General features: G+C 72.0%; 19 protein-coding genes. 11 read left to right on the top strand and 8 right to left on the bottom strand.

Annotation, left to right across the window (positions count from 1 at the left end; genetic code table 11):
- Positions 1–35: 35 nt before the first annotated feature.
- The gene (locus tag ABH923_RS16960) at positions 36–2,696 is read right to left on the bottom strand and encodes a GH25 family lysozyme (protein WP_370056568.1); all 2,661 of its coding nucleotides are present in this window, start codon (positions 2,694–2,696) and stop codon (positions 36–38) included.
- 196 nt (positions 2,697–2,892) lie between these two features.
- Between ABH923_RS16960 and ABH923_RS16965 the strand changes: the two genes are divergently transcribed.
- A complete protein-coding gene (locus ABH923_RS16965) occupies positions 2,893–4,932 on the top strand; it encodes an FG-GAP-like repeat-containing protein (RefSeq protein ID WP_370056569.1) in 2,040 nt (679 codons plus the stop codon).
- An 18-nt stretch (positions 4,933–4,950) separates the two neighbouring features.
- Here the strand turns inward: ABH923_RS16965 and ABH923_RS16970 are convergent, their stop codons facing one another.
- The 3 genes from ABH923_RS16970 to manA are packed head-to-tail and all read right to left on the bottom strand — an operon-like array spanning position 4,951 to position 8,772.
- Positions 4,951–6,240, bottom strand: coding sequence for an O-antigen ligase family protein (locus tag ABH923_RS16970; protein WP_370056570.1), 1,290 nt, complete (start codon positions 6,238–6,240; stop codon positions 4,951–4,953).
- Between the two features lie 10 nt (positions 6,241–6,250).
- Positions 6,251–7,600, bottom strand: coding sequence for an O-antigen ligase family protein (locus tag ABH923_RS16975; protein ID WP_370056571.1), 1,350 nt, complete (start codon positions 7,598–7,600; stop codon positions 6,251–6,253).
- 14 nt (positions 7,601–7,614) lie between these two features.
- Positions 7,615–8,772 (bottom strand): mannose-6-phosphate isomerase, class I, encoded by a 1,158-nt coding sequence (gene manA / locus ABH923_RS16980; RefSeq protein WP_370056572.1) that lies wholly within the window; start codon positions 8,770–8,772, stop codon positions 7,615–7,617.
- 109 nt (positions 8,773–8,881) lie between these two features.
- Here manA and ABH923_RS16985 point away from each other — a divergent pair, with 109 nt between their 5' ends.
- The 5 genes from ABH923_RS16985 to ABH923_RS17005 all read left to right on the top strand — a co-directional run bounded on the left by ABH923_RS16985 (position 8,882) and on the right by ABH923_RS17005 (position 16,437).
- The gene (locus tag ABH923_RS16985; protein ID WP_370056573.1) at positions 8,882–10,060 is read left to right on the top strand and encodes an acyl-CoA dehydrogenase family protein; all 1,179 of its coding nucleotides are present in this window, start codon (positions 8,882–8,884) and stop codon (positions 10,058–10,060) included.
- 167 nt (positions 10,061–10,227) lie between these two features.
- Complete coding sequence (gene galE / locus ABH923_RS16990) at positions 10,228–11,190, top strand: UDP-glucose 4-epimerase GalE (RefSeq protein ID WP_370057385.1); 963 nt, start codon at positions 10,228–10,230, stop codon at positions 11,188–11,190.
- Positions 11,191–11,373: 183 nt separating this feature from the next.
- On the top strand, positions 11,374–11,694 hold the full coding sequence (locus ABH923_RS16995; RefSeq protein WP_370056574.1) for a WhiB family transcriptional regulator: 321 nt from the start codon (positions 11,374–11,376) through the stop codon (positions 11,692–11,694).
- 71 nt (positions 11,695–11,765) lie between these two features.
- The gene (locus ABH923_RS17000) at positions 11,766–15,014 is read left to right on the top strand and encodes a glycosyltransferase (RefSeq protein ID WP_370056575.1); all 3,249 of its coding nucleotides are present in this window, start codon (positions 11,766–11,768) and stop codon (positions 15,012–15,014) included.
- Positions 15,007–16,437, top strand: a complete 1,431-nt coding sequence (locus tag ABH923_RS17005; protein ID WP_370056576.1) for a DUF5719 family protein — start codon at positions 15,007–15,009, stop codon at positions 16,435–16,437. The genes ABH923_RS17000 and ABH923_RS17005 overlap by 8 nt, the downstream gene beginning before the upstream one ends.
- Positions 16,438–16,462: 25 nt before the next feature.
- On the opposite strand, the gene ABH923_RS17010 is transcribed toward ABH923_RS17005, so the two are convergent.
- Positions 16,463–16,906 (bottom strand): metallopeptidase family protein, encoded by a 444-nt coding sequence (locus tag ABH923_RS17010; protein ID WP_370056577.1) that lies wholly within the window; start codon positions 16,904–16,906, stop codon positions 16,463–16,465.
- Positions 16,907–16,948: 42 nt separating this feature from the next.
- Between ABH923_RS17010 and ABH923_RS17015 the strand changes: the two genes are divergently transcribed.
- Genes ABH923_RS17015 through ABH923_RS17030 form a run of 4 tightly spaced genes read left to right on the top strand, consistent with a single transcriptional unit; the run spans position 16,949 to position 20,702 of the window.
- Entirely contained in the window at positions 16,949–17,161 is a 213-nt protein-coding gene (locus tag ABH923_RS17015) for a DUF3499 family protein (RefSeq protein WP_370056578.1), read from the top strand.
- 9 nt (positions 17,162–17,170) lie between these two features.
- Positions 17,171–18,613: a phosphomannomutase/phosphoglucomutase gene (locus ABH923_RS17020; protein ID WP_370056579.1), complete on the top strand. Its 1,443-nt coding sequence runs from the start codon at positions 17,171–17,173 to the stop codon at positions 18,611–18,613.
- Positions 18,614–18,669: 56 nt separating this feature from the next.
- A complete protein-coding gene (gene ahcY, locus ABH923_RS17025; protein WP_370056580.1) occupies positions 18,670–20,151 on the top strand; it encodes an adenosylhomocysteinase in 1,482 nt (493 codons plus the stop codon).
- Entirely contained in the window at positions 20,151–20,702 is a 552-nt protein-coding gene (locus ABH923_RS17030) for a GNAT family N-acetyltransferase (protein ID WP_370056581.1), read from the top strand. Before ahcY ends, ABH923_RS17030 begins: the two co-directional genes overlap by 1 nt.
- A gap of 22 nt (positions 20,703–20,724) precedes the next feature.
- Here the strand turns inward: ABH923_RS17030 and ABH923_RS17035 are convergent, their stop codons facing one another.
- The gene (locus ABH923_RS17035; protein ID WP_370056582.1) at positions 20,725–21,627 is read right to left on the bottom strand and encodes a cyclase family protein; all 903 of its coding nucleotides are present in this window, start codon (positions 21,625–21,627) and stop codon (positions 20,725–20,727) included.
- Between the two features lie 44 nt (positions 21,628–21,671).
- On the bottom strand, positions 21,672–22,550 hold the full coding sequence (locus ABH923_RS17040) for an RDD family protein (protein WP_370056583.1): 879 nt from the start codon (positions 22,548–22,550) through the stop codon (positions 21,672–21,674).
- A gap of 17 nt (positions 22,551–22,567) precedes the next feature.
- Between ABH923_RS17040 and ABH923_RS17045 the strand changes: the two genes are divergently transcribed.
- Positions 22,568–23,563 (top strand): stage II sporulation protein M, encoded by a 996-nt coding sequence (locus tag ABH923_RS17045; RefSeq protein ID WP_370056584.1) that lies wholly within the window; start codon positions 22,568–22,570, stop codon positions 23,561–23,563.
- A gap of 136 nt (positions 23,564–23,699) precedes the next feature.
- Here the strand turns inward: ABH923_RS17045 and ABH923_RS17050 are convergent, their stop codons facing one another.
- Positions 23,700–25,031 carry a DUF58 domain-containing protein gene (locus tag ABH923_RS17050; protein ID WP_370056585.1) on the bottom strand — a complete coding sequence of 444 codons (1,332 nt, stop codon included), beginning with the start codon at positions 25,029–25,031 and terminating at the stop codon, positions 23,700–23,702.
- Between the last annotated feature and the right edge of the window lie 3 nt (positions 25,032–25,034).

Here is a 25,034-nt window from a genome sequence, read left to right on the forward strand (position 1 = left end):
GTCCCTGGTACGGCGACGGCCTCAGGCCGATCGCGTCAGCCGAACATGCCCCAGCCCGAGCCGGCCGTGACGGACGCCGCGTAGCCGGGGATCGGGATGATCGTGTTCGGATAGTAGACGAGCGCCCCGTCGTTGCGCACGCCGATCAGGTCGCCGGAGCGCCCCGTCGAGCGATCGCCGGTCCCGGTGACCGAGGAGAAGGTGTTCCAGCCCCCGCCCATGAGCGCGGCGCCGCCCCAGCCGATCCCGCCGGACGACGTGCTGCCGGTGCCGGCGTAGAACCAGAGCGTCCCGTCGGACCGGGTTGCGACGAGGTCGGCCTTGCCGTCGCCGTTCGCGTCGCCGGAGTTCACGAAGGTGAAGCCGTTCCAGCCGTTGCCCACCTGGACACCCTGGCCGAACCACGCCGTCGAGGACGACGTGTGCCGGATGCCGGGGTAGAACCAGAGCGATCCGTCGGCGCGGGTCGCGATCAGGTCCTGGACGCCGTCGCCGTTGTAGTCTCCGGCGATGACCTGCGTGAAGACCCCCCAGCCGCTGCCGATCTGGACGCCTGCCGTATAGGCGCCGGACCCGGCCGCGACGGTTCCCGTGGACGGGTAGAGCCAGAGACTGCCGTCGTTCCGGACGGCGATCAGGTCGCGCGTGCCGTTGCCGTCGAAGTCCCCGCCGTCGATGACCCGGGTGAAGGAGCCCCAGCCCGATCCGATCAGGACCCCGGACGTGTATCCGGAGTTCACTCCGCCGGTCGAACCGCGGCCCGGATAGCACCAGAGCGTCCCGTCGTTCCTGATGGCCACCACATCGGGCTTCGCATCCCCGTTGAGGTCGCCTGCGCCGATGACGGTGGTGAACGTCTGCCAGCCGGAGCCGACGACCTGGGCGCCGCCGAAGGCCGCCTGGCCGCGTGCGGTTCCCGCGAAGAAGTTCAGCGTGCCGGAGCTCGTCCGGGAGAGCAGATCCGGCTTGCCGTCCCCGTTCGCGTCCCCCGGCGCGACGAGCAGGTCGCTCGCGCTCAATCCGGGGATCGTCACCTGGGTACCGGTGGTGAACCCGGAGGCGGAACCCTTGTAGAGCCAGAGCGAGCCGTCCGGACGGAAGCCGAGCAGGTCGTTCCAGCCGTCGCCGTCGAGGTCGCCGGCGCCGAGAACCTGGCTGAAGATGTTCCAGGAGACGCCGATCTGCACCCCGTTGGAGAAGCCGACGTTGCTCCCGGAGACCGCGCCTGTCCCCGCGTAGAGCCAGAGCGATCCGTCGGGACGCCGGGCGAGCAGGTCGGGCTTGTGATCGCCCGTCACGTCGCCGACGGCGATGAGGTCGGTGTAGATGTCCCAGCCCTGGCCGAGCACGACCGCCGGGCCGAAACCGCTGTGGGTTGCGTCGATGACGCCCGTGCCGGGGAAGAAGACCAGGGTCCCGTCCGTCTTCCGCGCGAGCAGGTCGGGTTTGCCGTCGCCGTTGAGGTCGCCCGCCACGAGGATCTGATCGTAGATGCCGAAGCCCGACATGATCTGGACCCCGTTGAGGTAGCCGGCGGAGGACCCGCTGGCTCCCGTCCCGGCGTAGAACCAGACGCTGCCGTCGGGCTTCCGAGCGAGCAGGTCGGGTTTGCCGTCGCCGTTCAGGTCGCCCGCCCCGATGATCGGCTGCGCCATCGCGCGTCCGGTGATCGCGAGCTGCTGGAGCGCGGCGGCGCTGCCGTTGAACACGTCCTGATCGCCGGGGAAGACGCCGGCGTCGGCCCACTGCCACATCGTGTACGCGCCCCAGCCGGCGGGGAGGGTGCCTGCGCCGTCCGAGACACTGCTCGGGTAGCGCGCGATGAAGAGCGGGTTGATGCCGAAGGCGGCGCTGTTGCCCGTGCACCGCGTCCACCAGTCCGTGGTCGAGTAGATCGCGGGGTAGCGGCTCGTGCGCTTGAAGACGGTGTTGGAGAAGTCGGCGATCCAGTTGACCATCGCCTGAGCGCTGAGGCCGTAGCAGGTCGCGCCGTAGGGGTTGTACTCGATGTCCAGGAGCGGGGGGAGCGTCCGTCCGTCCTGCGACCAGCCGCCGCCGTTGTCGACGAAGTAGTTGGCCTGGGTGGCGCCGGAGCTCGTGTCCGGCGTGGCGAAGTGGTACGCGCCGCGCGTCAGGCCGGCCGCGTACGACCCGCTGTACTGGCTGGCGAACTGGCTGGACACGTAGTCGGTGGACTCCGTCGCCTTGATGTAGACGAACTTCGCGCCGTTCGCGGCGACCTGCGACCAGTTGATGCCGGTCTGCCAGCCGCTGACGTCGAGTCCGGGCAGCCCGGGCGGGACGGCGCTCGGCGACGCGGTCAGGTTGGGCGAGGCCGTCTTCGAGCCGGGCAGGTTCTGCGGGATGGTCGATCCCATCGCGTGGTTGCGCGCTTTGTTCTGCGTGGCGAGGTCCGGGTCCTGGCCCGTGACGGGCGAAGTCCCGGATGACGGCGAGGGTGTCGGAGTGGGTGTCGGCGCAGCCGGGGCGGCTGTGGCGGCCGGCGCAGCAGTGGCGGCCGGGGTGGCCGGCGCGGGCGTCGCCGTGGCGCCGGCGGTCGCCGCCGGGGCCGGTGACGCCGTGCCCCCGGTGGCGGGGGCCGCGGTCGCCGGAGCGAGGCCGGCGCACGTCACGAGAGTCGCCACAGCGACGGCCGTGGCGACGGTGATCAGGGATGGGATTTTTTTGGTGTGCATCGGAAGCCTCCCGCTCGGGATGCGCCGCGTCGGGTCCCGGTCGGTGGGCCGCCGCGCACGATGATGGTATACGCGGATACGCAAGCAGTCAGCCGATCCGCCGCGTGTTCGGCGATGAACAGCCCACAAGTGGGGGCAGAAGGGCCGTCTCCTCGGACTGGTACTGTGACTGGCGATCGATTCGGGGAGGTAGCCGGTGCCACGGTTCACCAGTGCATTCATCATCGTGGCCGTGCTGGCGTCCACTGCTCTCACGGGGGTCGCGGCGCAGCCCGCCCTCGCAGCCGGACCGCCGTCGCCGTCGGCTCCGCCGCCGACCGCGACCGCGTCGCCGAAGCTCGCCGGTCACCCGCACAAGCGCACCTGCGCCGATCCGCGGCCCGGGCACGCGGCCTGCTTCGCCGAGGTCGTGGAGGGCGTCGCCTCCCCATCGGTGGGCAACCCGGTCGGGTACGGGCCGGCCGACCTCCAGGCCGCGTACAACCTCTCGACGGCGGCCACCGCCGGGGGCGGCGCCACCGTCGCGGTCGTCGACGCCTACGACCTCCCGTCCGCCGAGGCGGATCTCGCGGTCTACCGCTCGCGCTTCGGCCTCCCGGCCTGCACGAGCGCGAACGGCTGCTTCCGCAAGCTCGACCAGCGTGGCGGCACCGCTTACCCGAGCGTCGATCCGGACCATCATTGGGGCCCGGAGACCGACATCGACCTGCAGATGGTCAGCGCCGCGTGCCCGAACTGCCGCATCCTGCTCGTCGAGGCGGACGACAACAGCGTGGACAACCTCGGTGCGGCGGCGCAGACCGCCGTCTCGCTCGGCGCCAAGTACGTCAGCAACTCCTACGGCGCGCTCGACAACGCCGACTTCAGCGGCTACGACCACTACTACGACCACCCGGGTGTCGTCGTCACGGCGGCCAGTGGCGACGACGGCTACGGCACCCAGTTCCCCGCCGCCTCCCAGTACGTCACGGCCGTGGGAGGCACCTCGCTGTCCCCGGTCGCGAACCCCGCGCCGGGCGCACGCGCCTGGTCGGAGTCGGCGTGGAGCGGTGCGGGCAGCGGCTGCAGCGGCTACAGTCCGAGCCCGTCCTGGCAGACCGGGACCGGGTGCTCCACCAAGGCCGTCGCCGACATCTCCGCCGTCGCGGACCCGCAGACCGGTGTCGCAGGGTACGTCCCCACCATGACCGCGCCGTACTCGCCGGCCTGGCAGGTCCTGGGCGGCACCAGCGTCGCGTCGCCTCTGATCGCGGGCATGTACGCCCTGGCCGGCCAGCCCGCGACCGGGACCTACCCCGCGTCGTACCCGTGGGCGAAGCCGTCCGCGCTGAACGACGTGACCACCGGGTCGAACAGCACCGGCGGCTGCACCCCGGCGAACCTGTGCACGGCCGGCCCCGGCTACGACGGCCCGACCGGCCTCGGCACCCCGAACGGCGTGAGCGCGCTCGCCGCCGCGACGCCCGGCCCGACGACGGAGGCGATGGGCGACTTCAACTTCGACGGCGCGGCCGACGTCCTGGCGCGGACCACCTCCGGAGCACTCTCCCTGTTCCGCGGCAACGGCTCCGGCGGCTGGCTCGCGCCCGCCTCCGTCCCCGTCGGCGCCGGCTGGAACGGGATGACCGCGATCCTCTCGCCGGGAGACTTCGACGGCGACGGCCGCAACGACATCCTGGCGCGCGACTCCTCAGGAGCGCTCTGGCTCTACCCGGGCGACGGCGCGAGCGGCTGGCTCCCGCGCAAGCTGGTCGGCTCCGGCTGGAACGGCATGACGAGGATCATCGCCGTGCACGACTTCAACGGCGACGGCACCGCCGATGTCGCCGCGATCGACACGACAGGGGCGCTCTGGCTCTATCCCGGCAACGGTCACGGCGGCTGGCTGCCGCGCCAGGCGATCGGCTCGGGCTGGGGCGGTATGACGGCCGTGCTCGGCATCGGCGACTTCACCGGCGACGGGAAGCCGGACATCCTGGCCAGGAACGCCTCAGGGCAGCTCTGGCTGTACGGGCACACGCCGGCCGGCTGGGCGACCCCGAAGGTCGTCGGCTCCGGCTGGAACAGCATGACCGCGATCGTCTCGGTCGGCGACTTCGACGGCGACGGGCACGACGACGTCATCGCGCAGCGCTCCGACGGCGCGCTCGTCCTCTATCCCACGAACGGGCAGTCCGGCTGGGGCACGCCCCGGGCCATCGGGTCCGGCTGGAACATCATGTCCTGGATCGGCTGACCGGAGCGCAGGAGGGGCTCAGGCCCCGTCGCGGTGCGGCAGCCTGAGCCGCCAGCTCATACCCTGCGACGCTTTCACCGTGCAGATCACCATCAGCATCCAGCCGGACTCGATCAGGATCGAGCTCTCGAAGACGCTCGTGACCAGCAGGGCGACGAGCACGAGCGGCGCCCAGGCATAGACGACGCTGCGGCGGTTGGAGGCGAGCAGCCAGGAGCGGCCGAACGCCAGGGCGATGAGCGCGACGAAGATCAGGAGGCCGATGAAGCCGACCTGGAGATACACGTCCAGGTAGGCGTTCAGGCCGTCCGGGTGGTACGTGCCTGTCGCGTCCTGGATGGCGTTGAACGGGTAGAGGTCGGTCGGCCAGGCGCCGACCCAGCCCCAGCCGGCGATCTGGTTGATCGGGATGAGCTCCCAGATCTGGATCCAGAGCTTGTAGCGCACCTGGAAGTCCGCGCGGGCGTTGAGCAGATCGATCACGCGGGTGCGGTAGATCCACCCGGTGACCAGGATGGCGATGGTCACGACCGCGAGCGCCCACTGCACCAGCGTCCGGCGGTGAGCCGGCACCTTCCGCAGCAGGTACAGCGCGAGCGTGGCGAACCCGACCACCACCGACACGGCGGCGATGACGGGGGAGTGCGCCAGCAGGATGCACAGCGCGGCGAGCGTGATCGAGAACGCCGCCACCGTCGGCCGCACGGAGCGGGTGCGCAGCTCGACGAGGAACGTGACGAACGCGATCAGCGCGACGATGCTGAGCTGGTTGCGGGTGCCGAACAGGCCCTGGATCGGGCCTCCCGCCGCGATGTTGCCCGCGATCCCCAGGAAGCGGATCGGCAGGTCCAGCAGCAGACCGCTCAGGACCTCCAGCGCGAGCGACACGGTCAGCAGCACGCGGAGGGCGTCGCCGACCACCCGGACGATCTGGATGGCGTCGCGCACCAGGGCGATGTAGACGGCCAGGAACGCGAACAGGAGCTGGTAGAAGACCCCGCCGATCGTCGCCCACTGGTAGTCGCTCCAGATGATGGACAGCGCGCACCAGCCGACGAACAGCAGCGCGGAGATCGGCAGCAGGCCGTGCCACTCGATGAGCTTGCGCTGGGCGATGAACGACATCGCCGCAAGGACGGCGATGGTGCCGAGCACGCCGATGAGGCCGGGCCAGCCCATCAGCGCGCGGATCGCGTGCGTCGAGAATCCGGTCACCACCGCCAGCAGCGCGAGGGTGGAGTTGAATCGTGCCGATCCGAGGAACTCGGTCACCGCGGGCGGCACCAGGGTTCGACGGGGTTCGGCCATGAACAGAATCCTACGTGGCGGACTGCTTGGTCTTCAGGGCGAGCAGCGCGAGGAGGGCCCAGCCCCCTTCGATCAGCATGCGGCTCTCGGCGAGGCTCTGGGCGAGCAGGGCGGCAAGCAGCAGCAGCGGCAGGAGGGCGAGCGCGGTGTACGGCAGGTCGTCGGAGACCGCCACCCGCGGCCGGTCGACGGCCAGGAACCAGGACCGCCACAGCGTGCTCAGCACCAGGAGGGCGAAGATCACCACCCCGACGATCCCGAGCTGCAGCCAGACGTCCAGCCACGCGTTGTGCGCCTGCAGGTAGGTGACGCCGCTGCGCACGGCGAGGTCCTTGAACGGCGACACCCAGGGCGCCCAGTAGCTCACCCAGCCCCACCCGAACGCCGGGCGCTCCTGGGCGAGGTGGATGACGGAGTTCCAGATCGTCAGCCGGCCGGTGAGGTCCTCGCTCTTGCCGAGCAGCACGGGGATGCGGGAGGCGAACAGCACGACGGACACGACCACAACAATCGTGAGCGCTGCGGCGGTGAGGTACACCGGCCGCCTGTGCTCGGGGCCGGCGCGCCGCGTCCAGAGCGCGAAGCCGAGCACGACCGCCGTGACCACCGCGGCGATGAACACGGTCGAGGAGCGGGTCAGCGCGAAGGTCAGCACGGCGACGACGACCCAGGTGATCGCGGTCCCGCGGCGGATGCTGCGATCGGCGAGCTGGATGCCGAACACGACCAGCCCGAGCAGCGCGACCATCGCCAGCAGGTTGCTGTTGCCGAGGATCCCCTGGATCTGACCGCCGTGGAAGAGCAGGTCGCGGCTCCAGTAGAAGGCCGACGGGATGTGCGTCGGCGGCGCCGGCTGCACGGGCGTGAGCGGCAGCACGGGCTTGCGCACGAAGACGGAGACGATCAGCTCGAACAGCAGCGACAGCCCGAGGATCCAGCGGAACGCGTTCGCCAGGGCCGTGAGCAGCGCCTGCCAGCTCAGGCAGAACGCGAGGAACAGCGCCGCGCCCGTCGTGGCGAACTGAGCCACCAGCCCGAGCGCGGTCGCACCGGGATACGCCGACCAGGCCACGGAGACGACCGCGTATGCCAGGAAGAGCACCAGCGACTTCGGCAGTTTGCGCCAGCGCACCGCGGGCCGCAGCCGCACCAGGAGGACGACGCTCCCCACCGCCAGGACGGCGGCGAGCACGAAGTAGCCCGGCCAGCTGATCAGGTTGCGCCAGAAGTCCCCGGCGAACAGGGTGAACAGCACCAGCACCGCGAACACCGAGACCCCGGTGCCGGAGGCGCCGCGGGCGGCGTCGACGCGGTCGCGCAGCGGTTTCGATCCGCGCGCGGAAGGGGAGGGCCTGCTCACCCCCGAAGGATAGCTCACCGGTTCGGCGTCGCCAGGAAGAGTGTTCCCGCGCCGGCATATACCGTCAGCGTGCCCTCGTCCGCCGTCACCACGGCCGCCTCGCCGCGGGAGAGCCGCAGCGTGCCCGTGGCGCCGCGGAGCTCGACGTCCCCGGCCGTGCAGAGCGCGATCGCCGTGCCGGGCAGCTCGACCGTGGTGGACGGCACGTCGCCGCCGACCTCCACGCGCGCCAGCCGGAAGTCCGGCACGTCGGGCACGAACTCCTCGACGCCGGGCGCCGGCCGCTCCCGGACCATCGGGGTCACGGCGAACGGCGCGAAGTCGAGGATGCTCACCAGCTCCGGCACGTCGATCCGCTTCGGCGTCAATCCGCCACGCAGCACGTTGTCGGAGGCGGCCATCAGCTCGACGCCGAGCCCGCGGAGGTAGGCGTGGATGTTGCCGGCCGGGAGGTAGAGGGCGTCGCCGGGGCGCAGCGCGACCCGGTTGAGCAGCAGCGCGAGGACGATCCCCGGGTCGCCGGGAAAGGCCTCCGCGAGCATCCGGACGGTGTCGGCGTCGACGCCCTCCGCGGTCCTGGCCGCCTCGACCACGGAGTCGACCACCGCCGCCACCTCCGGCTCTCCGCCCAGCAGCCACTCGGTCGCGCGGCGCAGCGCCTGCTGCGGGTCGCCGTCGAGCGTGGCGGCGAACGCCGCGACCGCGGGGTCGCCGCCCGCCAGCCGTTCGAGCGCGGCGCGGCCGTCCGCGGGCTCCCGGAAGCCGCAGAGCGCGTCGAACGGGTCGGACAGCGCGAAGATCATCTCCGGCTTGTGGAACGGGTCCTTGTAGTTGCGCTCGGGGGAGTCCGGCGCCAGGCCTTCGGCGTTCTCGCGCTCGAACCCGGCGCGCGCCTGCGCCGACGAGGGGTGCGCCTGCAGCGACAGCGGCCCCGCCGCCGCGAGCACCTTGAGCAGGTAGGGGAGCTTCCCGGCCGTCTCGCTCCAGTGCGCGAGGTCGGCGGCTCCTCCGGCCTCCTCCGGGTCGAGGATGCGGGCGGGGGAGCCCGGGTGCGCGCCCAGCCACAGCTCCGCCTCCGGGGCCTCGCTCGGCGTCGTGCCGAGGAGGTGGGCGATCGCGGTGGTGGAACCCCACGCGTAATCGCGCGGGGTGTTGCCGATGCGCACAAACATCCGTGGTGTTCCCTTCGATCCGGTTAGACCAAAGTACCAATCGCTTTGCCGAGCCCGGGGCCGGTCCCTAGGCTGGCGGTCTCTGCCGACCGCATGCACTGGAGCACACATGGCCTTCGAATCCCTCGCCAGCGACTTCTACGGCTTCGAGAACCTCCTGACCGAGCGCGAGCGCGACTTCATCGCGAACCTGCGCGCGGCGCTCGAGACCGAGCTGAAGCCGATCGTCAACGAGTACTGGGAGCGTGCGGAGTTCCCGCGGCAGATCGTGGACGTGCTGCACGCCGCAGGAGCGATCGGCCTCGGCTTCGAGGAGACCGCGCCGTTCGAGAACTCGGCGGTCTTCCGCGGCTGGGTCGCCCTGGAGCTGGCCCGGGTCGACGCCTCCGTCAGCACCTACGTCGGCGTGCAGAACGGCCTGGCGCTCGGCGCGATCGGCGTCTGCGGCTCGACGGAGCAGCGTGCGGAGTGGCTGCCCAAGCTCGCCAGCGGCGAGGTGCTCGGCGCGTTCGGCCTCACCGAGCCGGACTCCGGCTCCGACTCCGCCCAGGGCCTGCGCACGGTCGCGACCCGCGACGGCGACGACTGGATCCTCAACGGTTCCAAGCGCTGGATCGGTAACGCCACCTTCAGCGACATCACCGTCATCTGGGCCAAGAGCGCGGAGGACGGCCAGGTGAAGGGCTTCATCGTCCCGACCAGCACACCCGGTTACACCGCGACCAAGATCGAGGGCAAGACGTCGCTGCGCATCGTCCAGAACGCGGACATCACGCTCGAGAACGTGCGCGTGCCCGAGTCGCTGCGCCTGCAGAACGCGAACAGCTTCCGCGACACGGCTGCCGTGCTGCGGCTGACCCGCGCCGAGGTCGCCTGGGCCGCCGTCGGCGTCGCGGTCGGCGCGTATGAGGCGGCGCTGCGCTACGCGAAGGAGCGCGTGCAGTTCGGCAAGCCGATCGCCAAGCACCAGCTCATCCAGGACCTCCTGGTGAAGTCCATCGGCGACATCACCGCCTCCATCGCCCTCTGCACCCGGGTCTCGCAGATGCAGGACGACGACGAGCAGCGCGACGAGCACTCGGCGCTGGCCAAGGCGTTCGCGACGGCCCGAATGCGCGAGACGGTGGCGCGCTGCCGCGAGCTGATGGGCGGCAACGGCATCGTCCTCGACTACGACGTCGCCCGCTTCTTCGCCGACGCGGAGGCGCTCTACTCCTACGAGGGCACCCGCGAGATGAACACCCTGATCGTCGGCCGCGCGATCACCGGCGAGGCCGCCTTCGTCTGACCGGCCACCCACCACCACGCCGCCGAGACGTGAGTAGTTGCGGGAATCGCGCGAGCTGAACCCGCAACGACTCACGTCTCGGTGGCTGTGTGCGCCCGCCTGGCGTCCATCCCGGGAACGATAAGGTGGCCGGGACCCCAGGATTGCGAATGAGCAGGAGGACGCCCGTGGCGTGGTTGGTGACCGGAGGGGCCGGCTACATCGGCTCCCATGTTGTTCAGGCGTTCCGGGCGGAGGGCATCGACGTCGTCGTGGTCGACGACCTGTCCAGCGGGCATGAGGAGTTCGTCCCTGCCGATGTGCCCTTCTACCGCGGCACCATCCTCGACGGCGCGCTGCTGGAGCGGATCTTCCAGGAGAACACCGTGAGCGGCGTCGTGCACGTCGCGGGCTTCAAGTACGCGGGCGTGTCCGTGCAGCGGCCGCTGCATACCTACGAGCAGAACGTCACCGCCACCGCCGTGCTGCTCGCCGCGATGCAGGAGGCGGGGGTCGACGCGATCGTCTTCTCCTCGTCCGCCGCGGTGTACGGCACCCCGGACGTCGACCTGGTCACCGAGTCCACCCCGAAGAGCCCCGAGTCGCCGTACGGCGAGTCCAAGCTGATCGGGGAGTGGCTGCTGCGCGACCAGGGCGTCGCCGCGAGCCTCCGCCACACCTCGCTGCGCTACTTCAACGTCGTCGGCTCCGGTGACCCTGCGCTGCGCGACACCAGCCCGCACAACCTCTTCCCGCTGGTCTTCGACGCCCTCGTCGCCGGCCGGACACCGCGGGTCAACGGCGACGACTACCCGACGCCCGACGGAACCTGCGTGCGCGACTACATCCACGTCGCCGACCTCGCCGTCTCGCACGTCGCGGCGGCCAAGCGCCTCGATGCGGGGGAGCCGATCCAGCCGGTCTACAACCTGGGCAGCGGCGACGGCGTCAGCGTGGGCGAGATCATGTCGACGGTGGCCCGCGTGACCGGCATCGCCTTCACCCCAGAAGTGGGGCCTCGACGGCCGGGGGACCCGGCGAGGATCGTTGCCTCAGGAGAGCTCGCCGCGCGCGACCTCGACTGGAAGATGCGCCACTCCCTCGAGGAAATGGTAGGCAGCGCCTGGGAAGCACGGCAGGCGGCGTCCTGACCTGCAGCTCGATGGGGGTAGACAGGTCGGGCGTGTCGCGATTGTTGTCGTGCCTCGGCGCGTCGTGAACTCTCGACCAGGCGTTAAGGCTTTACGATTCGCGACTTGACGGAAGCGAATGACAACGGTGTAATTATTGCGACACGACAAACGTGTACGTCAGTTAGAGGGTGGGGAACCGATATGGCAATTCCTGAATATCGTTCTGGGGTACCCGACGACTGGTTCGTGGATCCGGTGCGACTCGGGGTTCCGGGGGTCCGGGCGGCTGTCGAGGAAGACAACCCGCTCGCCTGGCAGTCCGACGCCCTGTGCGCGCAGACGGATCCGGAGGCGTTCTTCCCCGAGAAGGGCGGCTCCACTCGCGACGCCAAGCGGATCTGCACCTCGTGCGAAGTCCGGTCCCAGTGCCTCGAATACGCGCTCGCCAACGACGAGCGGTTCGGGATCTGGGGCGGGCTCTCGGAGCGCGAGCGTCGCAAGCTCCGCAAGCGCGCGGGCTGAGCCGGGTCGAATACGCGCCGCGCCCGATGCACTACCGGGATCGGCGCAGCCCCAACTTAGGCTGACTCCCGATGTATCCGAGAGTCACCGCCATCGTCGTCGCCCCGAGCGGCGGCAGCAGCCTGCAGCGCACTCTCGACGCCCTCGCGGCACAGACCCGACAGCCGGACGCCGTGATCGCCGTCGACTGCGCGAGCACGGACGACGCCGCCCGCCTCCTCGCCGACGCCAAGCCCACCCAGCTCCTCCGCAGCCCGGAGAAGCTGTCCTTCGGCACGGCCATCGCCACCGCCGTGCGCGTGCTCCCGCCCACCACCTCGTCCGACGAGCTGCTCTGGCTGCTCGCCCACGACACCGCGCCGGAGCCGGAGGCACTGGCCGCGCTGATCGGCGCTCTCGAGGTCTCGCCGTCCGTCGCCATCGTCGGCCCCAAGCTGGTGGACGCCGACGACGCCGCGTTCATCCGCGAGTTCGGCGAGTCGATGACGCCCTTCGGCGCCTCCCTCCCGCTGGTCGAGAACGAGCTCGACCAGGCCCAGCACGACGGCCTGAGCGACGTGCTCGCCGTGTCGGCCGCCGGGATGCTCGTCCGTCAGCCGGTCTGGGACGCCCTCGACGGCTTCGACCCGGCCCTGCCCGCCATCGACACCGGGCTCGACTTCTGCACCAGGGCGCGCCTGGCCGGCTACCGCGTGACGCTCGTCGCCCAGGCCAGGGTCGCCGTCGGCGGCGACGGCCTGGCCGGCCCCAACCTGTCGCGCAAGTGGTCGGTGCGCCGCAAGCTCGCGGGGGAGCGCCGCAGGGCGCAGCTCCACCGCCGGATGGTCTACGCGCCGGGCTGGGCGCTCGTGCCGCACTGGCTGACGCTCGTGCCGCTGGCGATCCTGCGCTCCATCGTGCGCCTGCTCCGCAAGGAGCCCGGCTCGGTCGGCGGCGAGCTGGGCGCGGCCTTCCGGGTCGCGTTCTCCGGGATGGCGGTCGGCAACGCCCGCCGCCGGCTCGCCCGTGCCCGCACCGTCGGCTGGGCGGCCATCGCGCCGCTGCGGCTGCCGTTCGCCGAAGTGCGTCGCGGCCGAGCGCTCAAGCGGGAGGCGGCGATGGTCCGCCAGCAGGGCGAGCGCCAGGAGCTCGACTTCTGGGGCACGGGAGGCGGCTGGGCGGTGCTCGCCATGCTCGCCGTCGGCGTGGTGCTCTTCTACCCGCTGGCCGGCTCCGGCGCGATCACCGGCGGCGGGATGCTGCCGCTGAACACCTCGGTCGGCGACCTCTGGGCGAACCTCGGCTACGGCTGGCGCGACATCAACCTCGGCTTCACCGGCGCCGCCGACCCGTTCTCCGCCGTGCTCGCCGTGCTCGGCACCCTCACCTTCTGGCAGCCGAGCGTGTCGCTCGTTGCACTCTGGCTGCTCGCCCTTCCGCTCGCGGCCCTCGGCGCCTGGCTCGCCGCCGCGCGGCTGACCGTCCGGCCGACCCTCCGGGCCTTCGCCGCCGTCGTCTACGCGCTGGCTCCGACGCTGTTCGTCGCACTGCAGGGCGGCCGTCCCGGCGCCGTGCTCGCGCACATCCTTCTGCCGTGGCTGTTCTTCGCGGGCCTCGCCGCCCGCCGGTCGTGGACGGCCAGCGCCACAACGGCCCTGATCGCGGCCGCGACCGTCGCCTGCGCCCCTGTGCTCATCCCGGCGCTCGTCATCGCCTGGATCGCCGCCATCGCGTTCGCCGGCCGCCGCGCCGCGCGCATCGTCTTCATCCCGCTGCCGGCCGTCGTGCTGTTCGCACCGCTGGTCTGGCAGCAGGCCTCCCGCGGGGCGTGGCTGTCGATCTTCGCCGACCCCGGCGTCCCGCTCGACGCCAGGCAGACGCCCGCGTGGCAGCTCGCGCTCGGCTTCCCGGACGGCGCGCTCGGCGGCTGGCACGCCCTCGCGCACGAGTTCGGGCTCGGCGCCCTGCCCGGCAACATCATCGTGCCCATCCTGCTCGCGCCGCTCGGCATCCTGGCGATCCTCGCCCTCTTCCTGCGCGGAACGGTCAGGGCGGTCGTCGCGCTGCTGGTCGCGCTCGCCGGCTTCCTCACCGCAGTGACGGCCCTGCACCTCGAGCTCGCTGTCTCCGGGTCGGCGGTCGTCCCGATCTGGCCGGGGAGCGCCGTGAGCCTCTACTGGGTCGGCCTCATCGGCGCCGCCGTGCTCGCGCTGTCGACTCTCCGGCGCGGTGCGCTCGCGCCGGCCTGGGTCGCGATGGTGGCCATCGCGATCGCCGCCGTACCCTCTGCGCTCGCCACGCACGACGGCCAGGCCCTGGTGACGGTGAGCGACGGGCGGACGATGCCGGCGGTGGTGACGGCGAAGGCCTCGACCCAGCCGCGCACCGGCACGCTGCGGATCACGCCCCAGCCGGACGGCGGCCTCCGAGCCGAGGTCGTCCGCGGAGCCGGGCAGACCCTCGACGGCCAGACCACGCTGAGCTCGACCGCGCGGTCGCTGTCGTCCGGCCAGCAGGAACTCGCGACGCTCGCCGGGAACCTCGCGTCGCGCAGCGGCTTCGACGCCTCGGGCGAGCTGAAGCGGCTCGGCATCGACTTCGTGCTGCTCACCCCGTCGGCGACGGCGCTGGACGAGCACGTCGGGGCCAAGCCGGACACCACGGCGGCCGACGCCACCCGGACGCGCGCGAGCGTCGCGATGGATTCGAACTCGCTGCTCGCCCCCGTCGGGCAGACCACCACCGGCTCGCTGTGGGCCTTCGACCGCGGCACGACCGTCGAGCCGCCGGCGGCGCTGATCCCGCCGGACGCGGGCGGGATGTGGCGCGTGATCGTGCTGCTCGTGCAGGGACTGATCGTCGGCTTCACGCTGCTGCTGGCCATCCCGACCACGCGGTCGGCCGACCGCGTCTCCGAGCTGAACTCCCGGCGCCCGGCGCGCAAGCACGGCGGGGAGCCTCCCGCCATCGAGCCGGACGACGAGCCGGACCCGCCGTCGGACGGCGACCTGCCCGTCTCGGGCGAGAGCCTCGACGAATGGGACGCGGAGCCGGAGGACGAGGCCGTCGTCGAGTCCGCGGACGAGGACGAGGCGCGCGAGGCGCACCCCGAGCCGGAGGAGACCACGGCCCCGAAGCCCGAGCCGAGCCAGGTCACGGCGCCTGAGCCCGCGCTGGCGGAGCCCGCGCTTCCGGAGCCCGCCACGGGGCCGAACGCCACCGCCCACGACTTCGCCCTCCAGGCCGCCGTCTCGTTCGACGCCCCGACCACGCTGGAGGAGGGCCTCGACGAGACCATCATCCGGCCCCGTCCCGCCATCGAGAGGAGCGACCGTGGCTGACCGCCGAGCCCTCGCCCAGGGCGGCGTCCGCGCGATCGGAGGCCTCGTCGGCATCGGGATCGCCGCCGCGGTCATCGCCGGCGCGACCCTGCTCCCGCTGTCCGGCTTCGCGATCGACGCGCCGTCGAAGACCGTCCACCCGGTCCCCGCCGACCAGCAGCGCGTGTGCCCCGGCCCCGCGCTCGCCCTCGCCGCCGACACCGGCCAGGCGTCGCAGCCGAGCGCCATCGGCAGATTCTCGACCGTCTACGGCACCGACGGTCCCGACACCCAGACCAGGAACCTCAAGCCGGACGCCTCCACCGACTCGGCCGACCAGGCCCCGCTGGCGCTGACGGCCGCGACCCCGCAGGGCGCGACCCGTCCTCCGCTCTTCGCCGGCGCCCAGGTCCAGAACGTCACCAGCCAGGACCTCGCCGGGCTGGCCGCGGCCTCCTGCGCCGAGGCGAGCGCCGACAGCTGGCTCGTGGCCGGCGCGACCACCCTCGGCCAGACGAGCCTCGTGCTGCTGTCCAACCCGACCTCCGTCGATGCGACCGTCAACCTCGACATCTACACCGAGACCGGCCGGGTCGCCGCGCCGGGCGCGACCGGCATCGTCGTCCCCGCCGGAGCGCAGAAGGTCGTTCCGCTCGCGGGCCTCGCGCCCTCCGCCACCGCCCCCGTGGTCCACGTGACCACCACCGGCGGCGCCGTCGTGGCCACCATGCAGCAGAGCTTCGAGCAGGGCATCGACCCGCGCGGCCTGGAGCTCGCCGGCCCCACGGGCCTGCCCTCCCGGGTGCAGACCATTTCCGGGGTGACGATCGCCTCGCTCGCCGCCGTCACCGCCGCGCAGTCCGCGGAGGCCGTCAGCGTCGAGTTCCCGACCGTGCGCGTCTTCGTGCCGGGGACCCAGGACGCCCAGATCACGATCGGCGCCGTGGGGGAGGCCGGCACGGCTGCGGGCAACTCGTACGCGCAGACCGTGAAGGCGGGCAATGTCGCCGAGATCCCGCTCGACCATCTCAAGGACGGGAACTTCGACGTCACCGTCCGATCGAGCGTCCCCGTCGTCGCCGCCGTCCGCACGTCGGTCATCGGGACCAAGACCCGTGACTTCGCGTGGTTCGTGTCCGCCCCGCCGATCACGGACTCCCAGCTCGTCGCCGTGCCGCCGGGACCCGGAGCGCGCCTGCACTTCGCCAACGCCGCCGACAAGGACGTCACGCTGAAGATCCAGCCGGCGTCCGGCGCACCGTTCTCCCTCAGGGTGCCGGCGGAGGGCGGCGCCGGCGCGGCGGTCGCCACCGGGCGGTACACGATCACCGGAGGCGACGGCCTCGTGGCCGGCGTCAGCTTCGCCGCGGACGGGGTGTCGAGCGCGTTCGCGGTCTCGCCCGCGGGCCCGCTCGCGGCCCCGATCGAGGTCTACCCGCACTGAGGCCGGGCTGCGACCGCGGTCCGGCTCAGAAGTGCCGGAAGCGGTCGGGCGCGAGGTCCCACGGGTCCTTGCCGAGCAGCTCGGCGACGGCGCGGAAGACGCAGCCCTCGATGTACATCCGGCGGTGCAGGTCGTCGTCGCGGTGCAGCTTGGTCAGCCGCTGGATGGGCACCCGGTAGAGCACGACACGCCTGCGCGCGTGGTCGACATACCAGCGGTCCACGCCGTCGCTCCCGGTGTTGCCCACCGGCGTGGCAGCGACCTCGAAGTGCACGTCCGCCAGCTCGTCCGGCCAGACGCCCTTGAGGTAGTCGGCGGTGGAGGCCACGGTCATGTCGAAGAAGTCGATGCGGTTCTGCAGCATCGGCAGATGCGGCCCGGTGACCGGCCCGCGCGCGCCGCGGCCGTGACGGCTGCGCCACCGGCTGGTCGCCGGAGGGTTGCTGCTGGTGCGGCGGTTGCGGGGCATGTCGCAATCCTACGTCGGCGGGGCTCCGGTAGTCTGAGGCCGATGTTGAGTCGCCCGTGTTCCCGTGTCGCGTGTCCGCGCGACGCTGTGTCGACGCTGACGTACGTCTACGCGGACTCGATGGCGGTGCTCGGCCCGCTCAGCCTCAATCACGAGCCGCACTCGTACGATCTGTGCGCCATCCACGCGGAGCGGCTGTCGGCCCCGCAAGGCTGGCAGATCGTCCGCCACGAGGTCTTCGGCGAGATCAAGTAGTGTGACCGGGTGCACACATCTGACTCGATCGACGACTACCGCGACGCCCTCTCCGGAGTGATCAAGACCTACGATGTGCGCGGGCTGGTCGGCAGCGGCCTGACCCCCGAAATCGTGACCGCGATCGCCGCCGCGTTCGTCGACGAGATCGGCGCTGCCGGGTCGGAGGTCGTGGTCGGCCACGACATGCGTGACTCCTCTCCGGAGTTCGCCGCCGCGTTCGCGCGGGGCGCGCAGGCCCGCGGCGCGGACGTCGTGTCGATCGGGCTGTGCTCCACCGACGAGTCCTACTTCGCGTCCGGCGCGCTGCAGGCGCCCGCCGCGATGTTCACCGCGAGCCACAACCCCGCCACCTACAACGGCATCAAGCTCTCCCGCGCCGGTGCGCAGGGCCTCAGCCTCGACACCGGCCTCGCCGCCGTCCGCGACCGCGCGGCCGTCTACCTGGCCGAGGGGATGGAGCCCGTCGCCGAGCCCGGCTCGTACCGCGAGCAGGACGTGTTGGCCGACTACGCCGCGTACCTGCGCGGCCTGGTCGACCTCAGCGACATCCGACCGATCAAAATCGTCGTGGACGCGGGCAACGGCATGGGCGGGCTGACCGTCCCCGCCGTGCTCGGCGAGGCGGCCGGGCTGCCCGCTCTGCCCATCGAGATCGTCCCGCTGTACTTCGAGCTCGACGGCACCTTCCCGAACCACGAGGCGAACCCGCTGGAGCCGGCGAACCTGGTCGACCTCCAGGCGGCGGTCGTGGAGCACGGCGCCGACCTCGGCCTCGCCTTCGACGGCGACGCGGACCGCTGCTTCGTCGTGGACGAGACCGGAGGCGCGGTGTCGCCGTCCGCCGTGGCCGCGATCGTCGCCCTCCGCGAGATCGACCGCGCCCGCGCGGAGGACCCGGACGCCGAGATCACGGTCATCCACAACCTGATCACCTCCAACATCGTCCCGGAGACGATCGAGGCCGCAGGCGCGACGGCCTACCGCACGCGGGTGGGCCACTCGCTCATCAAGGCGGCCATGCGCGAGTCGGGCGCGGTCTTCGGCGGAGAGCACTCCGCGCACTACTACTTCCGCGACTTCTGGAGCGCCGACAACGGCATGCTGGCCGCGATGCACATGCTGGCCGAGTTCGGAGCGCAGGAGCGCCCGCTGTCCGAGCTGGCGGCGGCGTACACGCCGTACTCGCAGTCGGGCGAGATCAACTCGACGGTGGAGGACGTCCCCGCCGCCTACGCGCGCGTCGTGGAGGCGTTCACCGGCCGCGCCGAGTTCGACGAGCTGGACGGCCTGACCATCACCGGCTACACGGACGAGACCGAGCCGTTCTGGTGGTTCTCGGTGCGCCCGTCCAACACCGAGCCGCTGCTGCGCCTCAACGTGGAGGCGGCGGACGCCCCCACGATGACCCGCATCCGCGACGAGGTGCTGGCGCTCATCCGCGCCGAATAACACCCTCCCGCCGTCATCGGACTGGTGCGATAACGCGGGCATGGGAGAATGTCGGCATGCCTTCCGCCGTCACTGACACCTCCCTGCCGTTCCGCGTCGCCGACCTCTCGCTCGCCGAGGCGGGCCGGCACCAGATCCGGCTCGCCGAGAACGAGATGCCCGGCCTGATGGCCCTCCGCGAGGAGTTCGGCCCCTCCCAGCCGCTCGCCGGCGCCCGCATCGCCGGCTCGCTGCACATGACCGTGCAGACCGCCGTGCTGATCGAGACCCTGGTCGCCCTCGGCGCGCAGGTGCGCTGGGCGAGCTGCAACATCTTCTCCACCCAGGACGAGGCCGCTGCGGCCATCGCGGTCGGCCCCACCGGCACGCCGCAGGCGCCCGCGGGTGTCCCCGTCTTCGCGTGGAAGGGCGAGACCCTCGACGAGTACTGGTGGTGCACCCAGCAGATCTTCGACTGGAGCGCGGAGGCCGCTGTCGCCGGCGCCGACTGGACCGGCCCCAACCTCATCCTCGACGACGGCGGCGACGCCACCCTGCTGGTCCACAAGGGCCGCGAGTTCGAGCTCGCCGGCGCCGTGCCGGCCGACGCGGAGGGCGACAGCCACGAGTACCGCGTCATCCTCGCCGCCCTGCGCGCCTCCCTGGCGACGTCGCCCGACCGCTGGACGCGCGTCGCCGACGGCATCCTCGGCGTCACCGAGGAGACCACGACCGGCGTCCACCGCCTCTACGAGCTGGCCAAGCACGGCGAGCTGCTGTTCCCGGCGATCAACGTCAACGACTCGGTCACCAAGAGCAAGTTCGACAACAAGTACGGCATCCGCCACTCACTGCCGGACGGCCTCAACCGCGCGACCGACGTGCTCATGGGCGGCAAGGTCGCGTTCGTCGCCGGCTACGGGGACGTCGGCAAGGGCGCGGCGGAGGCGCTGCGGGGCCAGGGCGCGCGCGTCATCGTCAGCGAGGTCGACCCGATCAACGCCCTCCAGGCGGCGATGGACGGCTTCCAGGTGACCACGCTGGAGTCGGTCATCGACCAGGTGGACATCGTCATCACCGGCACGGGCAACGTGAACGTCGTGACGCTCGACCACATCCTCGCGATGAAGCACCTCGCGGTCGTCGCGAACGTCGGCCACTTCGACAACGAGATCGACATGGCCTCCCTGGAGTCGCTGCCCGGCGCCGAGAAGGTGGAGATCAAGCCGCAGGTGCACGAGTGGCGGCTGCCGAACGGCCGCAGTGTCCTGGTGCTGTCCGAGGGCCGCCTGATGAACCTGGGCAACGCCACCGGCCACCCGAGCTTCGTGATGAGCAACTCGTTCGCCAACCAGGTGCTCGCCCAGCTCGAGCTCTTCGTCTCGACCGAGAACTACCCGATCGGCGTCTACGTGCTGCCGAAGCACCTGGACGAGAAGGTCGCGCGCCTCCACCTCGCCGCCCTCGGCGTGAATCTGACCACCCTCACGGACGAGCAGGCCGCCTACATCGGCGTGCCGGTCGACGGCCCGTACAAAGTCGACCACTACCGCTACTGATGGCGCTCGACTTCGCAGACCGGGAGCTCCCCGGCGGCCTCCTCCTGCGCCTGCGCCGGGAGGAGGACGCCCCGGCGCTCGCCGCCGCCTACGTCCGCAACCGCGGCCACCTGGCCCCCTGGGACCCGACGCGCTCGGAGGAGTTCTTCACCGAGGCCGGGCAGCGCACCCGCACGCTGGAACTCCTGGCGCTCCGTTCGCTGGAGACCGCGGTGCCGCTCGTGATCGTGGACGGTGATGAGATCGCCGGAGGGATGGACCTCAGCAACATCGTCCGCGGCGCCTTCCAGAGCGCGATGGTCGGCTACTGGCTCGACCGCGGCCACACCGGCCGCGGCCTGGCGTCGGTGGCGCTGACCGCCCTGCTCGACGCGGCCCGCGACGACTACGCCCTGCACCGCGTGCAGGCGGCGACCCTGCTGGCCAACCACGCCTCCCAGTCGGTCCTCACACGCGCAGGTTTCGAGCGGATCGGCGTCGCGCCGAACTACCTGAAGATCGCCGGGCGCTGGCAGGACCACGTGCTGTTCCAGAAGATCCTGCACGACTGAGCAGGCGTCCGGAGGGAACTCGTCACACCTCCGCGAACGCCCGCACCGGGAACGTCCCGAACCCCTCCACCGCCGGCGGCGCCGCCGTGAAGTGCGCGCCGCGGGCGGGCAGGTCGCCGAGCCGGGTCAGGTGCTCCACGACGTGGATGCCGTGCGCCAGCAGGATGCTGTGCGCCGGGCGCGAGCCGCCGCTCTCGGTGTCGTCGATGTTGAGGGAGTCGATGCCGACGAGCGTCACGCCCGCGTTCGCCAGGTGCTGCGCGCCGGCCTCCGTGAGGTAGGGCGCACCGGTCGCGTAGTCCGGCGTTCCGAAGCGGGTGTCCCAGCCGGTGTGCAGCAGCACGGCCGTGCCGGCCAGGTCGCGGTCGTAGAACGCCGACGCGGGGATGCCGCGCTCGGCGGCGTCCGCCAGGTGGAACACTTCGGCGGGCAGCCCGACCAGGGTCGCGAGGTCGAGCGAGGCGAGGTCGCCGCCGTCCGCGTAGCGGTGGTAGGGGCTGTCGAGGTACGTACCGGTGTTGCCGATCATCGTGATGACATCCATCGCGAACTCGGTGCCGGGGGCGTAGCGCGCGCGGGAGTCCTCCCGGGTGAGGTGCGGGGTGATGACCGGCTCGGGGAGGCCGGGGTAGGTGACCAGTCCGGCGCGGATGCGGTGGCTGAGGTCGACGACGCGGCGCGCCGGGGAGCCGGGCGACGGTGTCTCCATCCCACGGCTGCCGCGGTGCTGCTCGGCCACGATCCGCAGGTCCCGCAGCTCGACGGCGCCGACGAGCGCGAGGCCGAGGTGACGGACGAACAGCTCGGCGACCTCCTCCTCGCCGACCGACGCCGATGGCACGTCGAGCCGGAACCCCTCCGCGGTCAGCCCGCCGCCGTTGACGAACGACACGCTCGCGTCGAAGTGGGCACGGTACTCGGTCATCGGCGCTCCTGGGTGTGCGGATGGGGTCAGCGGTGCGGGACGCGTCAGCGATCGGGGAAGGAGTGCGGCAGCGCGTCGAGCACCGGCTCCAGGCGCTGCAGCCGCTCGGCCTCCAGCGCCAGCCCCGAGGCGTCCCGCTGCCGGCGGAGAACGGCCACCGCGACGAGGAACGCCTCGGCGTCGACCTGCGGCAGCGGCGACACGTACGGCGCCGCCTCGCGGGCGAGCTCAGTGCTCAGCCCGTACCGGGCGGCGGGGGTGAGCTGCGGAGCCTGCCGCACGAACTGCGCGATCCGGCGCGACAGCCGGTCGGGCAGCCTCCCGACGTCCGCGTTCTGCGCCCAGCCGGCGAGCTGCGGCGGCAGGTACAGCGTGAGCGGCTGCGGGTGCGGGACGCGCTCGAGCTGGCTGTAGGTGCCCGCCAGCAGGTCGCCGAGGCGCTTGGAGCGCGAGTTGAGGAGGCCGGTCAGCGCGGCGATGCCGCCGAAGGTCAGGTAGATCTCGAGCACGCCGGCGAGGGCGCGGATGAACGCGTGACGGAAGCCGATCGCGCCGCCGTCGTCGCGCACGATGCGGGCGCCGACCGCCAGCCTGCCGAGCGAACGGCCGCGGGTCAGCAATTCCATCCCGGTCGGGAGGATCACCATTCCGAACACCAGGATGAGGATGATCAGCGCGCGTACCAGCGCCTGGTCGAGTCCGCCGCCGGTTCCCACCAGGATGAGGATCAGCCCGAGCATGACGAGCATCGAGAACAGCCAGTCGATGATCGTCCCTGCCGCGCGGAGGATGTAGCTCGCCGGCTTGACGTCCAGGGTGACGGCCTCGCCCGTGACCAGCTCGCGCTCGGGCGCGGGACCCCCCGTCGAGAGGCTCGCCGTCGAAAGGCCCCCACTCGGGAGGAGGGGCGCGGATGCCGTCATGGCTATCATTCAAGCAGATGGATCTCGACGCATACACTGCCGCGCACAGCGCCGACTGGGAGAGGCTCTCCCGGCTGGCCCGCCGCCGACGCCTGGACGGCCGCGACGCCGACGAGCTGATCGACCTGTACCAGTCCGGGGCGGCCGATCTGTCGGCCATCCAGACCAGCGCGGGCTCGACAGCGGTGGGGGACCGGCTCTCGGTCACGCTCGCCTCGGCCCGGCTGCGCTTCACGGGCGCGGGCTCGAATCTGTTCTCGCAGCTGCCGCGGTTCTTCGCCCTGCAGCTCCCCGCGGCGCTCTACCGGATCCGCTGGATCGTGCTGGCCGTCGCGGTCGCGACCGTGATCGTCTCCACCCTGTACGCGCTCTGGATCAGCGGCAACCCGGAGGTGCTGCGCAACCTCGGCGACGACGCCGCCCTGAAGCAGTATGTGAACCACTCGTTCGTCGACTACTACTCGAACAATCCCGCGGCGTCGTTCGCGGGCCAGGTGTGGACCAACAACGCCTGGATCGCCGCGCAGTGCATCGCGTTCGGGATCACCGGGCTGTGGGTGCCGTACGTGCTCATCCAGAACGCGGTCGGGATCGGCACGGCGGCCGGGGTCATGTTCGCCTACGGCCGCGGCGACGTGCTGTTCTCGTACATCCTGCCGCACGGCCTCCTGGAGCTCACCAGCGTGTTCGTCGCCGCCGCGGCGGGCCTGCGGATCTTCTGGGCCTGGATCGCGCCGGGCGCCCGCACGCGCGGGCAGGCGCTCGCCGAGGATGGCCGCGCGCTGTTCACGGTCGCGATCGGCTGCGTGATCAGCCTGTTCGTCTCCGGCCTGATCGAGGGCTTCGTGACGCCGTCCGCGCTCCCGGTGTGGCTGAAGATCGCCATCGGCGCGCTCGCGCTCGCGGCGTACCTCTTGTACATGCTGTTCGTCGGCGGCCGCGCCGTGCGCGCCGGCGAGACCGGCGACCTCACCGAGTTCGAGGCCGGCGACCGCCGCGTCGTCGCCGGCTGAGCCACACGATTCGTGCCGAATGTCGCGTTTCGCGGCGCCAAAGGCACGATTCGTGCCGAATGTGCCGGCCGCGATTCGTGCCGAATGCGCGCAATAACGGCGTCGAAGGCGCGATTCGGCAGGAATGTGCGGGCGCTCAGAGGCGGCCGGCGGCCTTCAGCGCGAGGTAACGGTCGGCGAGGGCCGGCGGGAGGTCGGCGGGGGAGCCCGTGACCACCTCGCCGCCCAGGCGGCGCACGGCGGCCGACACACGCGCCACGTCGAGCAGCGCCCGTTCGGCGGAGGCTGCTCGGTAGACGTCCTCGCGGCGGTCGCGCTGCGTCGTCGCGGCCTCCGTGTCCGGGTCGGTCACGCTCGCCACCAGCACGAGGTGCTTGCGGGTGAGCTGCGGCAGCACGGAGAGGAGGCCGCGCGAGCCTGCCGGCGCGTCCAGCGAGGTCAGCAGCACGACGAGCGAGCGCTGGCTGGTCAGCGTCCCGACCTGGGCGGGCACGGCCGACCAGTCCATCTCGATGAGCGCGGGCTCGATGCCCGCCATCGTGTCCACCATCCGAGAGAGCAGCTCGGACCCGGCCGCCCCCTGCACGCGGCCGCGGACGACGCGATCGTACGCCACCAGGTCGACCCGGTCGCCGGCCCGGGAGGCCAGCGCCGCCAGTAGCAGCGACGCCTCGAACGCGGTGTCGATGCGCGGCTCGTCCGCGATGCGCGCCGCCGAGGTGCGGGCGGTGTCGATCACCAGCACCACACGCCGATCGCGCTCCGGCCGCCAGGTGCGGACCATCACCCGGGCGCCGCGGCCTCCGGTCGGGTCGTGCCGCCGGGCGGTCGCCCGCCAGTCGATCGACCGCACGTCGTCGCCGCGCACATACTCGCGCAGGGAGTCGAACTCGGTGCCCTGGCCGCGCAGCATCACGCTCGTGGTGCCGTCCAGCTCGCGGAGCCGCGCCAGCCGTGACGGCAGGTGCTTGCGGGCGTTGAACGGCGGCAGCACGCGGATGCGGCCGGGGGCGGAGAGCGTTGCCTGCCGCGCCCAGAGGCCCAGCGGCCCCAACGCGCGAACGGTGACCTGCTCCACCCGGCGCTCGCCGCGCCGCCACGGTGTCAGCGACGCCACGACGCGGCGGCGCTCGCCGGCCGGGACGCTGATCGCGGTGCGCGTGGGCTCCGCACCGGCCGACGGCTCCCACGCGTCGCGCAGCACGCCGCGCAGAGTCCGCGCGCCGGTGTTGGTCACGAAGAGCTCGCTCGCGGCCTCCGCGCCCAGGCGGACCCGAGCCGGCAGCTCCCTGCTCAGCCGCAGCCGGCGTGGGGAGGCCGCCAGCGCGAGGTCGATCGCTCCCAGCACCAGGCACAGCAGCACCCAGCCGCCGAGCGCGGCGTAGGCGGGCCCCGTCGCGCCGCCGAGCAGCACGACGGGGACGACGCCCAGCGCGAGCAGGGCGACGAAACGTCCGGACACGGTCATCGT

The organism is Leifsonia sp. EB41, from assembly GCF_041262565.1.
In the GTDB taxonomy this organism is placed as follows: Bacteria; Actinomycetota; Actinomycetes; order Actinomycetales; family Microbacteriaceae; genus Leifsonia.

Coding starts and splice junctions, on each gene's coding strand:
- ABH923_RS16995 (WP_370056574.1), top strand. CDS start 11,374: ATGGCAATTCCTGAATATCGTTCTGGGGTACCCGACGACTGGTTCGTG.
- ABH923_RS17050 (WP_370056585.1), bottom strand. CDS start 25,031: ATGACCGTGTCCGGACGTTTCGTCGCCCTGCTCGCGCTGGGCGTCGTC.
- ABH923_RS17015 (WP_370056578.1), top strand. CDS start 16,949: ATGTTGAGTCGCCCGTGTTCCCGTGTCGCGTGTCCGCGCGACGCTGTG.
- manA (WP_370056572.1), bottom strand. CDS start 8,772: ATGTTTGTGCGCATCGGCAACACCCCGCGCGATTACGCGTGGGGTTCC.
- ABH923_RS17040 (WP_370056583.1), bottom strand. CDS start 22,550: ATGACGGCATCCGCGCCCCTCCTCCCGAGTGGGGGCCTTTCGACGGCG.
- ABH923_RS17010 (WP_370056577.1), bottom strand. CDS start 16,906: ATGCCCCGCAACCGCCGCACCAGCAGCAACCCTCCGGCGACCAGCCGG.
- ABH923_RS16970 (WP_370056570.1), bottom strand. CDS start 6,240: ATGGCCGAACCCCGTCGAACCCTGGTGCCGCCCGCGGTGACCGAGTTC.
- ABH923_RS16985 (WP_370056573.1), top strand. CDS start 8,882: ATGGCCTTCGAATCCCTCGCCAGCGACTTCTACGGCTTCGAGAACCTC.
- ABH923_RS17035 (WP_370056582.1), bottom strand. CDS start 21,627: ATGACCGAGTACCGTGCCCACTTCGACGCGAGCGTGTCGTTCGTCAAC.
- ahcY (WP_370056580.1), top strand. CDS start 18,670: ATGCCTTCCGCCGTCACTGACACCTCCCTGCCGTTCCGCGTCGCCGAC.
- ABH923_RS17045 (WP_370056584.1), top strand. CDS start 22,568: ATGGATCTCGACGCATACACTGCCGCGCACAGCGCCGACTGGGAGAGG.
- ABH923_RS17030 (WP_370056581.1), top strand. CDS start 20,151: ATGGCGCTCGACTTCGCAGACCGGGAGCTCCCCGGCGGCCTCCTCCTG.
- ABH923_RS16960 (WP_370056568.1), bottom strand. CDS start 2,696: ATGCACACCAAAAAAATCCCATCCCTGATCACCGTCGCCACGGCCGTC.
- ABH923_RS17000 (WP_370056575.1), top strand. CDS start 11,766: ATGTATCCGAGAGTCACCGCCATCGTCGTCGCCCCGAGCGGCGGCAGC.